A 14,870-nucleotide genomic window follows, 5' to 3' on the forward strand; every position below is an offset into this window, starting at 1 on the left:
GCTGACCAGCAAGAGCTAACCATGAAGCTATCCAAGCAAACATCATATTCTCTTTCACGTTATCACCTCATATTTTTAATTATGAATGACTTTTTATATTTTACCATGAAATTCTAATTTTAAAGATTATTCTACTGTTTATCTTATGTACATAACTAAAAAAGCTAATAGCAGCGCGCAGCTAGCCATTAGCTTTTTTATTATTTTGCAAATACGTGATTTCCTATTTTAATTGTTTCTTGTTTTTGGCGCAGCCATTGATCTCCCGTTTTATCAGGATTAAAGAAGAATAATGAACCTTTTCCTTGACCTTGGAAGTTAATTGCTTCTTCTACAGCTTTTTTTGAATCTTTGTCTGCAGGTTTATTAATTTGACCGTTGCTGACCGGACTATACTGACCTTTTTGATAAATAACGCCTTTTACGGTGTCTGGGAATTTGCTGCTGTCGACTCTATTTAATACAACTGTCGCCACGGCTACTTTGCCTGCATAAGGCTCTCCTTTGGCTTCAGCTGATACAAGACGAGCTAATAATTCTTCGTCATTTTTATTTACTTGAACGTGCTGTTCATGAGCGGGCGCTGCTGCAAATGCTGAGTAACCTGCACCAAAACTTGGGATAAGCATTGCTATAGCAATCACTAGTTTCTTTATCATAAAAATAAAAAGCCTCCTTGCTATTTCTTGACGTGGTTCATATGCTAGCAGAAATATAGGAGTCTTTCATTGCAAAAAATTATCCAGTTCCAAAAGAAATTGGATGTTATTGTCTTCTTTAAACAATCTTTAGCTTATAAAAAACCCTTTATGATTACGTATGAGTTGCACTTCTAAACCTTAAAGAAATTATAATTTTTCTGTTTGAAATATAAAGTTTGAACTGTATATTTCCTTAACTACTGAAGAAAGAATATCAATTCCTTTCTTTAACTCCTCATCTGCAGCAGTAAGACTTATGCGAATGCACTCCCGGTTGTGAGAAGAAGATTGGTTGCCGTGAAAGAATGAGCCGCCTGGCACTACAATCAAGCTTTCTGCTTTTAATTTATTGTATAGATCGCTATCACTGAAAGGCAAACCTTCTAACCAAAGCCAGCCAAATAACGAACCTTCCGCTTTGTGCAAATACCAAGGAATATCATCCGGCATACGTGTAGTTAAAAGTTTTTTTAAATAGTCATGTTTTTGTTTATAATGAGTTCTTATATAGTTAGCTGAAATTCCGGCTAACTGCCCGCTCTTTAAGGTGTTAACCACCATCCTCTGACCTAGCCTAGAAGAGTGAATCAAAATATTTGATTGAAATGCTTCCATTACTTTTATGAAGTCACTTTTTCCTATAGCAATTCCTATTCTCTCACCAGGCAATCCGGCTTTAGAAAGACTCATGCAGTGAATGATATTATCATGTATGATTGGATCCATTTCAATAAAATTAATAGCAGGAAAAGGCGGTGCGTAAGCTGAATCAATTAGCAATGGAATGTGATAGTGCTTGCAAACTTGGGATATAAACTGTACGGCTTCTTCGGAAAGGATGTTGCCGCTTGGGTTATTAGGTCTTGATAATACAACAGCTCCGATGTCTGGGTCCTGAGCTATTTTATTTTTAAATGCCTGTTTGTTAAATTCATAACGAAACGTATGATGATCAAGCTTTGAAAGGATAGGAGGAATTCCTTCTATTACACCTTCCTCGAGCGCGACTCCACTATACCCAGCGTAATCTGGAAGCATAGGTATTAATGCTTTTTTTACTCTTCCTTCTTTACTTGTACCGCAAAACGAATTTAAAGCTAAAAAAAAGAGATTTTGACTTCCCGACGTGATCAAGACTTGTTCTCTGTCCAGTTTAATATGATAATTCGTAAAGAAATATTCTCTTATGCAATCAATTAATTCATGCGTACCGTAACTAGAACCATATTGGCTAATCAAATTTTTTAATTGTTTGTCGTTCACAATATCTCTTAAAGCTTCTTCCCACATTTCATAAACTTGAGGGAGGATGGCGGGGTTGCCAGCACTTAAATTCACATATTGATTGAGATCGGAATTGAGCACCTCTTGGATGTCATGCATAATAGCGCGAACGCCTACTTTATTAGTCATTTTGCTTCCTATTTTACTTAAATGCAAAGCAGTCACTAGTGCACCTTCTCCTTAAAGATTATGGTCATCGAATAGTAAGTATGGAACTTCAATCTTTTTATTTTGCTGATTAATAAAGTAATTGTCCGGGATAATAAATTTATCATCGTTCTCACTAGGTAATAAGTATTTTCGAACATAATGTTCAGCTTCTTCTTTATAGTCAAGGTCACTTTGAATCGTTTCAAGTTCTTCAATTTCTTTTACTAAAAGATCCAGTTCTTTTAAGCATATGTCTAAATCTAAATAAGCATGGTCTCCTTTTCGGGATATTGAACGCCCATTTGCAACTAGCCAGCTAAAAAGAAAAAAACCTGTTCCAGAATCAAAGTTTCGAGGTGCATTATGCTGACTAGGGTATCTTAAAAGTCGTTCAAAGAGAACAAATTCCGTTATCTCTTCCCAAAAAGGATATTTTCTTTTATGAAGAGTCAGCACCGTCTGGCAATCTACTTTAACTTCTTCTAGTATGCCTGCAAAAAAATTCATTTTCGCCTGTATATGTTGGTCAAAAGGTTTATTTCCGCAGTGGTGGTAATAATCATGCAGATATCCCCAGATTACCCTTGCCTGATAAGTGTCTTCTCTATTCATAGTATGAGATTTAAAGTTGAAATCAGGAAAGATAGAAGACGCTCTTTTTAATGTATCCTCATTGTATATGCTGTGAAATTTATTAAAGAAAAATATCGCGAAGTTTTGACTTGTTACCTTTTCTTTTGTTTTTACATTCTCAGGGAAAAATACAATACATTTCCCTTCCATAAATCCTTGAGTACCAGCCAACAGCTTTAAAGATTCACACCCATTTTTAGGATGAGGAAGGTCTGCTTCGATGGATTTCATGATTTCAGGTTCATCGCGCACAGCGATAAAGGCTTCTAAATAAAATCCTCTTTTTGTAGGGCCATTAGGCGTTACAATCGGTCCTAAAAAGAACGTCGCCTCCCCGTTTGCAGGCGGGCTATAAGCAATTAACGTTTGATCAAAATAAGGAGCTTGATCGAGTCCTCTTTCAATCCAATCACATACGTCATTTTTTAATGCATTCCACACTTCAGGTAAATTTAAAGAGTTATATATTGTTTCAGTTTCAGCAACTACTTTTAATAAGAGCTCTCTAGCTTTTTCGTAATTTCTTTTGACCTCTCCATTTGGGCCCTGATATTTTCTTATCTCATATAGAGAAGGTACTATTTTATCGTTTAATAACTCCACTAAACTTTGAGTATGATTTTTTGTTAACATGATTAAAACCCTCCTTTTTTAGAACAGCTACTTAGCAGAAATATTTTTAGATGATTTAAGAGTAGAATTATTTGTGTTTTTCTCTATTTGCTTTTTCAAGTTAATAAATATAACCCCTGCTATTACAAATGCTGTACCTATATAGATCTGTTTGTTTAATGTTTCACCTAAAAAGACAAATCCTACATATAAGGCGATAACCGGTGAAATAAATAAATGCGCCGTTGCTTTTGATATATGCCATTTTTTTAATAAATAAATATTAATAGAAAACCCCACGACCGACCCTATAATGGCCAAGTATAATAATGAGATAAGACTAATCCCAGAGAAAGTACGGTTTCCATTTTCTACAAATAGACTAACAATCAGCAAACAAGCGCCTCCACTTAGCATCGAAAAAGAATTAAAGGTCATAATAGGCAAGGATTTTATGCGAGATTGAACTTGAACAGTTATAAAAGCAGAACCTAGCATAGCCATTAAAATGACGATCATGGCTACTATTTGAATCACATTTCCCTGTATAAACAGTTGATTTCCAAATACAACGCTCATACCAATTAAGCACATGACTACACCTAGCTTTTGTCCTTTTGTAGCTGATGTTCCTTTAAATAAGCGATTAAATAAAAGAGCAAACACTGAAATGCTGGCAGCTAAAACGGAAACAAGCCCGCTTGGCAAATAAACAGATGCCCAATAAACAGAACCAAACGGTAGAGCAAAGTACAAAATTCCGTTTAATGCTGAAATGATTACTACTTCTTTTGAAACGGCCATTTTTTTTGTGAGTAAGAGGTAGAGGGCAATTATTAAACTAGCAATTAAAAACCTCATACCTGCTGACCATAGAGGCAAGCTATCCTTTAATCCAGTCTTTTGAAAAGCCCATGTCGTTCCCCCGATGACGGCTAATAGACAGAACAAAAGATGTACATGAATACGGGTTAATTTAGAAATCACTGTTTCACCTTATTTCTTTTTTAAAGTTAAGCCTATTTTCTTCCGTGGAGCGTAAAACACATCGGCACTTCTCCAAAATCTTTTACAATTGTTAACCCCTTCTCGTTAGCGGCTTTACTCGTTGTAATACATGCGTCTACCTTTCCTTCTAAGCAATCAATCGCCGCTTGAGCATTACTATTTACTAACTGAACATTGGGACTGATGGAATGAGCTAAATCAACAGGGGCAGGATGTGAAGCAATTAACAGGTTATTGGTTGTTATCACCTCTTCTTTTGAGGCAAGCACCATGTTATACGTTGGCATAATAAAGCTATCTACTAGCTCTAAACTAGTTAAATTTTTGAACACAATATCATGTAAGTAAGGATATACTGCGCAGCCTAGAAGAGCAGAACTCTCTGTTTCTTTCACATGAACTAAAGCTTCCTCCAACGTTTGATGCAAAAAGACCTGACCTTGTATGCTTTGGCGTTCGAACCACAGATAGCCTGCTTTTTCACAATTTGTTCCTTTAGGTCCTAAGGTATGGATAATGCTAATTTTTTGAAGCTGCTTATTTTTCTTACTAGACGACTCTGCAACTATCATAGCCTTTGATACCCCCCTATGCGTTTACTTTATTTTTATAAACGATTTTTACTTTGTTATCTAAATAGCTGTAATACTGCTCACAGTCGGAATAAGAGTCATGAGTGGTTAAAATAAATCCAGGGTACCCTGAAAAGTGCGGATATGGTAAAATATCTGTCCCTTTAGTGATAAATTGAATAACTCTTTTTACTTCAGTATCTCTGCGCACGTCTTCTAAGCCTCGAATTTCTTTAAAAATCCCATGGCCTTGCACAGGGATAATGTAGTTGCCCACCACTTTCTTTCGTTTTCTTTCATTTTTTAATACAGGAGGTTTTAACCCTAATACATAGTAAAAAACTAGCTCCATATAGTTAATACCTGTACTTTCCTTTACGATATAATGAGAAATCCCAGATCCGCCAATGCGCGCTCCTATTTCAATTACATAAGGTTTTCCTGCTGGGTCCAGGCGTAATTCAATATGAGCCGGGCCATTCTCAATTCCTAAAGCATTTGCTGCTCTAGCTGCTTCTTGTGCAATAGATTGCCAAACGTTTTCTTCTAGCTGAGCTGGAGCTATATAAACACCTTCTTCAAAGAAAGGTCCTTTGGAATTTCCTTTATAACCTATAGCAAGTACATAAACTTCTCCTTCTACAGAAAACGTTTCAATAGCAAACTCTGGTCCGTCTATAAATTGTTCAATTACCATGCTCGTTTTATTTTTTGTGAATTTGCTTAGGTCTTCTTCGTTTACGCGTCTCACTTTTGCTATGCTGTCAATCAGTTCCTTTTTATTATTCGCTCGTGATACACCTTGACTGGAAAATCCGTTAGAAGGTTTTACTACGACAGGATAAGGCAGTGAAAGGTTCTTTAATTCCTCCGTATTTTCAACCTCTTTAAAATACGGAGTGTTAAGATCATTATCTTTTAAAACCTCTCTCATCTTCTGTTTGTTTCGACAGTTACTAATCACAAACGGTGATAAGCCCGGTAAGTTTAACTCTTCTGTCAGCTGAGATACAAACTCTAATGCAGGCTCATATAATGTCATAATGCCGTCAAAAGGATTTTTGTGATGCTCTGCTTTAATAATCTCAAGAGCTTTGTCTGGGGTATGAAATAAATCAATGGGTATGAAATTTTGTACGTTTTTAAGATGCTTAGGTTCTACTTCTTCTTGGTTATAAAAAAACGTCAATTTAATTCCGAGAGCTTCTGCTTCTTCAAAAATAAACGGTAAATATGTATTTTGTAACACAACTGCTAGATGCTTATTTTGTAACGGCATTTACTTCCCCCCTACTTTTAAACAGCTCTTCACTGTTCGATGACTAAATTCTAATGACCACTTCATATATTTGTCAATTTAATTTTATATAACATTAGGAATATATAGAATATTTGATATACTAGTAAAAAGTAAAGGAAAGAATGGTTTATAGAATTAATACTAAAGCAAAATTAAAAGCAGGAATTTTGCTATTTGATTATAAAGATATTGTTAGAAAAATTTAATGAGAATTTTTCTAAAAAAAGAAAGGTCGACATAGATTCAACCTTTCTTTTTTTTATTTTTTATTAAAATAGATATTTATCATTTACAAAATAAGTTTTCTTTATCAGCTATTTCTTTAACGGTTTGAGGATCTAACTCAACACGCAAAAAAGATAGCGGTTCTTTCCATTCGCAAGTGCTTTCAGCTCCAGCAGGAATAAAGTTAATATCATTTTTAAAAGCTGCTCCTCCATGAAAGCTGTCTGCTACTGTTTCTTGAATCGCAACAGGCTTAGCGGTACGGTGAAGAAGGAGCAAATGTTTATCCAACGTTTCACGTGCTTGTTGAGGCTGCACGTTTTCTGCTTTTATAATTTGAACATTTTCTTGTTTTTGACTCAAGATGTCCTTTGAGTTAAACTTCACTTCTTTCATATTGCGCTCCTTTTTCATAGATATATCCATTTTTCACTTTCTTGTTTGAATTTATGTGAACCCTTTTTGTTTACTATAACGAAAGAGAAAATAAAAAGAAAAAGAAGTGAACTTATAATTCACTTCTTTTTTTGACGTAGCATTTATTTCATAGGCTGCAAATGATTATTAGCTTTTTGTTTGGCATCACGCTGAACGAAAAAAATGATGCAAAGCGCCAGAAGATATAAACATGCAAAAGCTGTTATGTACCAAAGTGCTGAGGTGATTCCGCTTACGTCCATAGTAAAGCCAATAAGTGCAGGGAAAACAGCTCCTCCAAGTCCTGAAAAACCAGTAATTAAACTTGTTACAATACGAGCAGATCCAGTAAACGTATGGTTAGCATATACCATCGTTATCGAATAGATACCTGACATGGCAAGCCCTAAAAATCCTAATAAAATATAGCCTGCTACTGCTTCTTTTAACACAATAAACAGCACTAAACTCACAATTGTTCCTCCAATGCTGCCAAAAAGATAACGTTCGTATGTAACGATTCGAATAATCCATCCAGTAGCCACTCTTCCTATTAGCATAGCCACCCAAAAAACGCTTATGCTCAAAGTAGCCTGTGACGGGATTACATCTAGATACGCGATAAAAATAGACGAAAGAAAATTATTCATACTGCTTTCTACTCCGGCGTACATAAAAATCATCACACTAAAAAGAGCAAGTATTTTCCATCTTTGATTTTTAGCAAGCACAGGCGCAGGTTCTGAGTTGGCGTCTGAAGCATGACTTTCTGAAGTTAAAACAGTCTCTTTTTTAAAAGAAATCATTTTACAGACCACAACCATTAGTAAAGCTAGTACACTCGTTATAAAAAATGAAAACCTCCAGCTGTTCTGTGAAATCAATAAGCTAGCTACTAACGGCATCAACAGCGCACCTAGACCAAATGACACTTCTAAATAACTCATAACAATAGCTCTTCTACCGATAAATACTTCCATCATTAAAGTAGCTACAACTACTTCCAATGCAGCTACACCAATACCGTTTAAAAAATTGAATGCAATAATCCACTCAAATGGAGGCAATAAAAGCATACCTATTTGTGATAGCGCTATCATTAGTGCGGAAACTGTAAGTAAATTCATTTCTCTAAAGCGTCCTAATAGAAAAGAAGATAGCGGAACTCCTATCAAAAATCCTAAAGAACCTAATAATACAAGCTGTCCGCCAACTGTATAGGACACATGATAATGTGTTAACAATTGCGGTAAGACGGACCCTACGGCTGTAATGACTAATCCGCCCAGCAAATAAAGCGCATATGAAGCTAGCGCAAACTTTTTCATCTCCCCACTCCCTTAAATTCTCTAAAACTTTCTTTCTGTACTTAATTATAAAGCTTTTCCTTTAGTTGTTAACTGAAATTTGAGAAAAAAACCATTCTTCCTGCTCTACTTAATTTCCAGTCATTTATAAGATAAAACAAAAAGAAGAAGACAGATGCCTCCTTCTTTTTGTTTTTCACTTTACAGTGACGCTTTTAAAATAGCTAAAATATCATCTTTATTTAGTTTTTTAAAGTTACCGAAACCTCCGTACTCCATTTCACGAGCAGCAATTCCAGCAATTTCGTCTAGTCGCTCTTCTCCGATATCGTAATCTGCTAAGCGAGAAGGTGCACCAAGGCTTGACCAAAAAGCGCTTAGCTTATCGATTCCTTCTAATGCGATTTCTTTGTCGCTTTTACCTGCAGTTTCAATATCGAACATGCTTGTCATTACACGCTTCATACGAGTTACATCTTGATCTACAACGTGTCGCATCCAATTTGGGAATAGGATTGCTAAACCGCCTGCATGAGGAATGTCATATACCGCTGATACCGCGTGTTCAATTGTATGTGAAGCCCAATCGCCAAAGTATCCCATTTGAAGTGTTCCGTTTAATGCGATTGTTCCGGAATATAAAATCGTTTCGCGGTGCTCGTAGCTTTGCAGATCTTCTAGCAATCTTGGTGCTGTTTCAATTACTGTTTGTAAAACGGAATAGCACATGCGATCTTGTAAAGGCGTGTTTTTCACGTTATGGAAATATTGTTCAAATACATGGCTCATCATGTCTACCATGCCGTAGATAGTTTGATCTCTAGGAACAGACATCGTGTTCACAGGATCTAGTATAGAAAATACAGGATGCGTAACGGCACTTCCCCAAACATATTTTTCATTTGTTTCCCAATTCGTAATAACAGAATCAGGATTCATTTCAGAACCTGTTGCTGCCAATGTTAATACCGTTCCAAACGGCAGTGCTTTTGTAGCCGTTACTTTTTTGTTAATAATATCCCAAACGTCTCCTTCATACTCAGCTCCGGCAGCGATTGCTTTTGTGCAGTCAATAACGCTTCCTCCGCCGACTGCTAACATGAAGTCAATGTTTTCATTTCGGCAAATTTCAATTCCTTTTCGTACCGTAGATAGTCGAGGATTTGGCTCTACGCCCGCTAACTCATGGATATTTACGTTTAACTCTTTTAACAGCGTAAGAACTTGATCGTATAAACCATTTTTCTTAATGCTTCCTCCGCCGTATACAAGCAAAATATTTTTTCCATATTTCGGGAGTTCTTCTGATAATGCTTGAAGCTGATCTTTTCCGAAGATTAATTTTGTGGGATTATGATAAATGAAATTTTCCATACTATCTGTATACCTCCTAGTTGAATATAAAATAAATTGTCGCATTACGCGAACAAGAATGTAAGTATAAATGTAAAACAAAAATTTTTCAAGAGTTAAGTTCTCAGATCGCGTACTTTATTTTATTAAGTAATTAAAACGAAGAAAATGGCTTCTTAGATATAAAAAAGAGAGCAAGTAAATGCTCTCTTTAAAGTTCTTTATAAGCCATTTTTCTATACGTAACAAATCCTTCTTTTTCGTAAAAGCTTTCGGCAATCGTATTATCATTCCAATAATCTAACTCAATTGTATTGATGTCGTTTGTACGAGCAATGCTATAAATTTCTTTCATCAAACTCGAACCAAACCCTCTGTTTTTATAGGGTTCTTCGATGTTTATTTGATGAACATAAATTGACTTGTAAGTCTTTTTAAACACTGTCTCTGAATACTGCTTTATTTCCAGCCAAGCGAATCCCACATGCTGACCTTCGTCTTCTCCTAAAAGAAAGATAAATCTATCGTCTTTCATCACTTTCTTAAAAAATTCATGTATCTTCTGAAAATCATATGTTTGAAAGCGCTCGGGGTATAATTCTACATGCAGTTGATGAACAGACTGATTAAGCTTGGCAATTTTACCAGTATCGAAAGTACGGCTAATCTTCAATTTTTTCTCTCCTATATATCTCGTATTTAGCAATGATCGTTATGAATTTATTTCGTTTAATATAGCCGGTGCGTTTGAGGTAAATAACAGATAGTTTTTATTGGTCGTTTTTATAAAGATGCGGTCAGTCGTTCCGTACGGAGGGCCAATTCGAATGGCGTTTGCTTCTTTGCCCCCGTACGTGTCATCTTCCATTACTTCAAGAATGTCTTCTAACGGAATCGTAAAGTGTGAAAGCTGCCATTTTATAATGAGATTATCATTTATTTTTCGGACACTGATAGTTGGTGTAAACATTTTATACATCCCCTTTGGTTTCTATTTCCCCTTCCTTCTTCTAGCAAAAAACAAGTTCATTTCCCTTTAACTTTCTCTCTGTGCAACGTGTTCTTTTATCCTTAAAACCGCTTCTTTCGGACAGCCTTGAAAATAGCCTCCATGATAACAAATAACATGCTCAATGTCGTAGTGTAAGAAGTTTTCTAGTGATTGAACTGCTTGGTCCATATTTAAGGTCGTTTGTTTAACAGGCCCCATTAGTTGTCCATTTGCTAATACTAAAGCATCTCCGGTAACCAGCGTTTTTGATTTTTTTTAATAAAAACTAACATGCCCAGGCGTATGTCCGGGAGTGAAAATAACTTCAATGCCTCCACAGTATGGAAGCAGTTGACTTCCTTTTAATACTCTATCCACGTCAACTTTTGGAGGGTTTTTATACAAATATTTTATGTCGTCAGGTATAGCTGCTAGTTCTTCGTTACTCATTTGACTCGCATTCGTTTTGATAAGCGGAAGTATCCCTTCAATATACGGCTTATCAAATTCATGAGCATATACGATGATATTTTCATTTGATTTTCTTCGTATATCAGTCGCACATCCTATATGATCTAGATCTTGATGCGTTAGAAGAATTACTTTTAGCTGTTCAATAGATATATTCAATTCACTCAAGGCCTCTTTAAGTTGATCGGTTTGCCCAGGCATTCCTGTGTCAATTAGAATAGCTTCATTGTTATTCCAAAGCAACGTAGGATTTAATATTATATCTTGGTCAAAAGCTCTGGCAGTCAACTGTAGCATTTCAACACCTTCTGAAATTCTCATCACAAACCCCTTTTCCTATTAAAGTTACGAAGGTTTTAACCTCCCATAATTGTGCAGATTCCAACGTTATTCTTGAATTTTATCAATAAATAAAATAAAAACCAGACTGGAAAAAAATCACTTTTTATGCTATGATATCTATATAACAAAGCGTAAAATAATCGATTTTTATAAAGAGAAAAGATGAACCCCACTGTCCGAGGTTCACCTTTTCTCTTTGTCGTTAGCCACTTTGGCTTTTTTATTTCTTATCTTCTCTTTGGATACACTCATGCAAAGGTACAACCTTAGTTTTCTTTGCTATTTTATATCCCCACCACGTCGCTAAAAAGAGAGGCAGACCGATGTATGAGACCGTCAAGCCGTACCAATCAATTTTGTCAGAAAGTACCGCTTGATAATTCTGTCCTAGAATAACGATGAGGCACATTCCAAATGCAAGAACAGGACCTAGAGGAAACCATTTTGCTTTATACGCCAGTTCATCTATCTCTCTTCCTGAAGCAACATATGCTTTTCGAAAACGATAGTGGCTGACGGCAATACCAATCCAGGCAATAAATCCGCTCATGCCTGAAGCGTTTAAAAGCCACATATACATTTGGTCGCCAAAAATTGATGTTAAAAAGGCAAGACCGCCAATGATAGTGGTTAAAACAAGCGCGTTTACTGGAATTCCTCGACGATTAATTTTTCGAAGCGCTTTAGGCGCTTGCCCTTCATTTGCCATGGACCACAACATTCGCGTAGAAGCATATAAGCCAGAAGTTCCGGCTGATAAAACCGAGGTAAGAATAACAGCATTCATCACTGAAGCAGCTGCAGCAATTCCTGCTTTTTCAAAAACAAGCGTAAATGGACTAACAGCAATGTTATCCACATCTCCTCCTAGAAGAGATGGACTTGTGTAAGGAATGATGAGCCCAATTACAGCAATGGCTGCAATATAAAATAGAAGAATGCGCCAAAAGACTTGGCGAATGGCTTTTGGTATATTTTTTTGAGGGTTTTCACTTTCCCCCGCCGCAATGCCGACTAGCTCTGTACCTTGAAAAGAAAATCCCGCGATAAAGAAAATGCTTAGTACGGACAGAAATCCGCCGTTGACCGGCGCTTCTTCTAATGTAAAGTTTTTAAAGCCGATATATTCACCGCCGAAAATGCCAAAGATCGTCAGAAGGCCCACTCCGATAAACACAATGATAGTTACTACTTTTACGAGAGCAAACCAATATTCAGATTCTCCATAGCTTTTTACAGATAGGAAATTAAGTAAAAAAATTAAGCCTAAAAACAAAGCGCTCCAGATAATACTTGGCACATCAGGGAACCAAAACTTCATGATAATAGCAGAAGCAGCTATTTCTACGGCAAGTGTAACAGCCCAGTTAAACCAATAGTTCCAGCCGAGCGCAAAGCCAAGAGCTGGGTCTACATAATGACTGGCGTACGTTGAAAAAGAACCTGATACCGGCATAAACGTGGCCATTTCTCCAAGACTAGTCATGAGAAAGTAAACCATAATTCCAATGGCCCCGTAAGCAATCAGCGCTCCTCCAGGTCCAGCAGTTTGGATGGATGATCCGGTAGCTAGAAATAAGCCCGTTCCGATTGACCCTCCAATGGCAATCATGGTCATATGGCGTGCTTTTAGATGGCGTTTTATATGCTTATCGTCCTGCTTCTTTTCTTCTTCATTACGATTTATATCGACCGCTTCCATACTTATCCCACCTTTATAAATGAACTATGCGCACATGTTTAACGTAAAGCGTATAAGAATATCCATCTCCCACAAAAAGCAGGAGATGGATCCTTTATTGCTTACTTTGAAAAATCAAAATAGTTTCGTTTTAATAGACGAGGCAGGCTCATAAGCTGTTCGTACATTACACTTTTTTCTAAGGCAGAAGTGTTGATTAAAAACAGTTGATCTTCAATGTGCCCAACCGTTTCATCTGTTTGATACGTAATCCCGCATTCTGAACATGTAATGGAAGGCGTCTCTTTAATTTCTATGGCTTTTGTACCGTCAGGAAGCTCCCAATAAACCGTTGCCTCCGTCTCTTTCGCTTCATATGATTCGCACCATTGGCACTTCAATATTATTCCTCCTTCGCTCCCGCCGTTTCGTATTTTTTCATTTGCGTTTCAAATTTTTTCTCTTTTAATTGATCGCGCTTTTCACGCTTGTCTTTCAAAGAGCTATGCTCTGGATTTTGGTCATACGTTTTTCGGCGGTCAAGGCGATTTAGACCTTCCGGCGTTAAGTTGAACTTTGTATCATCAATAATTGAAAGAACACCGTTGCTTTCAAATTTTTCAAACACTTCAGGATATACTTTTTTATAAAATTCTTCTGCGCTGCCACTTTGGTAATTTTGCGGCTCCGGATAAGATGTAATAACACCTTCAAAGTTTCGAAGCACCACTTTATTTGAGCTTTGAGAAATAATGTAGTTTGGCTGCAGCGGAATTTTACCGCCTCCTCCAGGAGCATCCACGATAAACGTAGGGACTGCATAGCCGGACGTATGGCCGCGAAGTCCTTCCATAATTTCTAGCCCTTTGCTGATTGGCGCACGGAAATGGCCGATTCCTTCTGATAAATCACATTGATAAATATAATAAGGACGCACGCGAATCTTTACTAAATCATGCATAAGCTGCTTCATGATTGGCACGCTGTCGTTAATTCCAGCTAAAATAACCGCTTGGTTTCCAACTGGAACTCCTGCGTTCGCAAGCATTTCACATGCACGCTTTGATTCTTCTGTAATTTCGATTGATGTGTTAAAGTGCGTATTTAGCCAAACCGGATGATATTTCTTTAAGATATTGCACAGGTTTTCTGTAATGCGCTGAGGAAATACTACCGGCGCTCTTGTACCAATACGAATAATTTCTACGTGCGGAATATCGCGCAAGTTTTTCAAAATATATTCTAAAATATTGTCATTGATTAATAGGCCGTCTCCTCCAGAAATTAATACATCACGTATTTGAGGATTGGCTGCAATGTAATTAATAGCTGTATCCAGCTGTTTTTTTGGAACGCCCATGCCAATTTGTCCTGAAAAACGTCTTCTTGTACAGTAGCGGCAGTACATAGAGCATTGATTTGTAACTAAAAACAGCACGCGGTCGGGATAACGGTGCGTTAAGCCAGGAACCGGTGAATCTTCATCTTCGTGAAGCGGATCTTCTAAATCATATCTTGTTTTATGCAGTTCTTCTGAAATAGGAACGGACTGCATTCTGATTGGACATTTCGGATCGTTCACATCCATTAACCATGCGTAATAAGGAGTAATGTTTAACGGAATCGTTTTAGTTGCAATTTTAACACCTTCTTCTTCTTGTGGTGTTAAATTTATCACTTTCTTTAAATCTTCCAATGTTTTAATCGTGTTTGTCAGCTGCCATACCCAGTCGTTCCACTGCTCGTCCGTTACATCTTTCCACAGCTCGATTTCTTTCCAGTGTCTGCTTGCTTTATATAATGTATTTTTCATTTTATATTCC

At 36.9% G+C, this 14,870-nt stretch carries 14 protein-coding genes and 1 pseudogene; all 15 read right to left on the bottom strand.

The genetic code is table 11. The features are described 5' to 3' along the window. Window positions 1-200: 200 nt before the first annotated feature. Window positions 201-659, bottom strand: coding sequence for a cell wall hydrolase (locus POF52_RS09970; protein ID WP_271992299.1), 459 nt, complete (start codon window positions 657-659; stop codon window positions 201-203). A 189-nt stretch (window positions 660-848) separates the two neighbouring features. Further along, window positions 849-2,150: a valine--pyruvate transaminase gene (locus tag POF52_RS09975; protein WP_271992300.1), complete on the bottom strand. Its 1,302-nt coding sequence runs from the start codon at window positions 2,148-2,150 to the stop codon at window positions 849-851. Window positions 2,151-2,165: 15 nt separating this feature from the next. After that, window positions 2,166-3,401, bottom strand: coding sequence for a DUF6421 family protein (locus tag POF52_RS09980; RefSeq protein WP_271992302.1), 1,236 nt, complete (start codon window positions 3,399-3,401; stop codon window positions 2,166-2,168). Window positions 3,402-3,428: 27 nt separating this feature from the next. Further along, window positions 3,429-4,367: a DMT family transporter gene (locus tag POF52_RS09985; protein WP_271992304.1), complete on the bottom strand. Its 939-nt coding sequence runs from the start codon at window positions 4,365-4,367 to the stop codon at window positions 3,429-3,431. 32 nt (window positions 4,368-4,399) lie between these two features. After that, window positions 4,400-4,960 (bottom strand): hypothetical protein, encoded by a 561-nt coding sequence (locus tag POF52_RS09990; RefSeq protein WP_271992306.1) that lies wholly within the window; start codon window positions 4,958-4,960, stop codon window positions 4,400-4,402. Window positions 4,961-4,976: 16 nt separating this feature from the next. Then, window positions 4,977-6,239 (bottom strand): ATP-grasp domain-containing protein, encoded by a 1,263-nt coding sequence (locus POF52_RS09995; RefSeq protein WP_271992308.1) that lies wholly within the window; start codon window positions 6,237-6,239, stop codon window positions 4,977-4,979. Window positions 6,240-6,545: 306 nt separating this feature from the next. After that, entirely contained in the window at window positions 6,546-6,881 is a 336-nt protein-coding gene (locus tag POF52_RS10000) for a hypothetical protein (RefSeq protein WP_271992310.1), read from the bottom strand. Between the two features lie 143 nt (window positions 6,882-7,024). Next, window positions 7,025-8,230, bottom strand: a complete 1,206-nt coding sequence (locus tag POF52_RS10005; RefSeq protein WP_176584598.1) for an MFS transporter — start codon at window positions 8,228-8,230, stop codon at window positions 7,025-7,027. 180 nt (window positions 8,231-8,410) lie between these two features. Continuing rightward, the gene (locus POF52_RS10010) at window positions 8,411-9,583 is read right to left on the bottom strand and encodes an iron-containing alcohol dehydrogenase (RefSeq protein ID WP_271992312.1); all 1,173 of its coding nucleotides are present in this window, start codon (window positions 9,581-9,583) and stop codon (window positions 8,411-8,413) included. A 190-nt stretch (window positions 9,584-9,773) separates the two neighbouring features. Then, window positions 9,774-10,235, bottom strand: coding sequence for a GNAT family N-acetyltransferase (locus POF52_RS10015; RefSeq protein WP_271992314.1), 462 nt, complete (start codon window positions 10,233-10,235; stop codon window positions 9,774-9,776). Between the two features lie 39 nt (window positions 10,236-10,274). Next, window positions 10,275-10,532, bottom strand: coding sequence for a SunI/YnzG family protein (locus POF52_RS10020; RefSeq protein ID WP_013083185.1), 258 nt, complete (start codon window positions 10,530-10,532; stop codon window positions 10,275-10,277). Between the two features lie 66 nt (window positions 10,533-10,598). Then, a pseudogene (locus POF52_RS10025) lies at window positions 10,599-11,345 on the bottom strand (MBL fold metallo-hydrolase). Between the two features lie 241 nt (window positions 11,346-11,586). Then, window positions 11,587-13,068 carry an amino acid permease gene (locus POF52_RS10030; RefSeq protein ID WP_013083183.1) on the bottom strand — a complete coding sequence of 494 codons (1,482 nt, stop codon included), beginning with the start codon at window positions 13,066-13,068 and terminating at the stop codon, window positions 11,587-11,589. Window positions 13,069-13,169: 101 nt separating this feature from the next. After that, entirely contained in the window at window positions 13,170-13,448 is a 279-nt protein-coding gene (locus tag POF52_RS10035) for a YokU family protein (protein WP_013083182.1), read from the bottom strand. A gap of 2 nt (window positions 13,449-13,450) precedes the next feature. Beyond that, complete coding sequence (gene ablA, locus POF52_RS10040) at window positions 13,451-14,860, bottom strand: lysine 2,3-aminomutase (RefSeq protein ID WP_115653900.1); 1,410 nt, start codon at window positions 14,858-14,860, stop codon at window positions 13,451-13,453. Window positions 14,861-14,870: the final 10 nt, after the last annotated feature.

It is taken from the genome of Priestia sp. AB, from assembly GCF_028369225.1.
Lineage (GTDB): Bacteria > Bacillota > Bacilli > Bacillales > Bacillaceae_H > Priestia > Priestia megaterium.

Excerpts from the sequence above, each read along its gene's own strand:
- POF52_RS09970 (WP_271992299.1), bottom strand. The coding sequence starts at position 659 with ATGATAAAGAAACTAGTGATTGCTATAGCAATGCTTATCCCAAGTTTT.
- ablA (WP_115653900.1), bottom strand. The coding sequence starts at position 14,860 with ATGAAAAATACATTATATAAAGCAAGCAGACACTGGAAAGAAATCGAG.
- POF52_RS10005 (WP_176584598.1), bottom strand. The coding sequence starts at position 8,230 with ATGAAAAAGTTTGCGCTAGCTTCATATGCGCTTTATTTGCTGGGCGGA.
- POF52_RS09980 (WP_271992302.1), bottom strand. The coding sequence starts at position 3,401 with ATGTTAACAAAAAATCATACTCAAAGTTTAGTGGAGTTATTAAACGAT.
- POF52_RS10010 (WP_271992312.1), bottom strand. The coding sequence starts at position 9,583 with ATGGAAAATTTCATTTATCATAATCCCACAAAATTAATCTTCGGAAAA.
- POF52_RS09990 (WP_271992306.1), bottom strand. The coding sequence starts at position 4,960 with ATGATAGTTGCAGAGTCGTCTAGTAAGAAAAATAAGCAGCTTCAAAAA.
- POF52_RS10030 (WP_013083183.1), bottom strand. The coding sequence starts at position 13,068 with ATGGAAGCGGTCGATATAAATCGTAATGAAGAAGAAAAGAAGCAGGAC.
- POF52_RS10020 (WP_013083185.1), bottom strand. The coding sequence starts at position 10,532 with ATGTTTACACCAACTATCAGTGTCCGAAAAATAAATGATAATCTCATT.
- POF52_RS09995 (WP_271992308.1), bottom strand. The coding sequence starts at position 6,239 with ATGCCGTTACAAAATAAGCATCTAGCAGTTGTGTTACAAAATACATAT.
- POF52_RS10000 (WP_271992310.1), bottom strand. The coding sequence starts at position 6,881 with ATGAAAGAAGTGAAGTTTAACTCAAAGGACATCTTGAGTCAAAAACAA.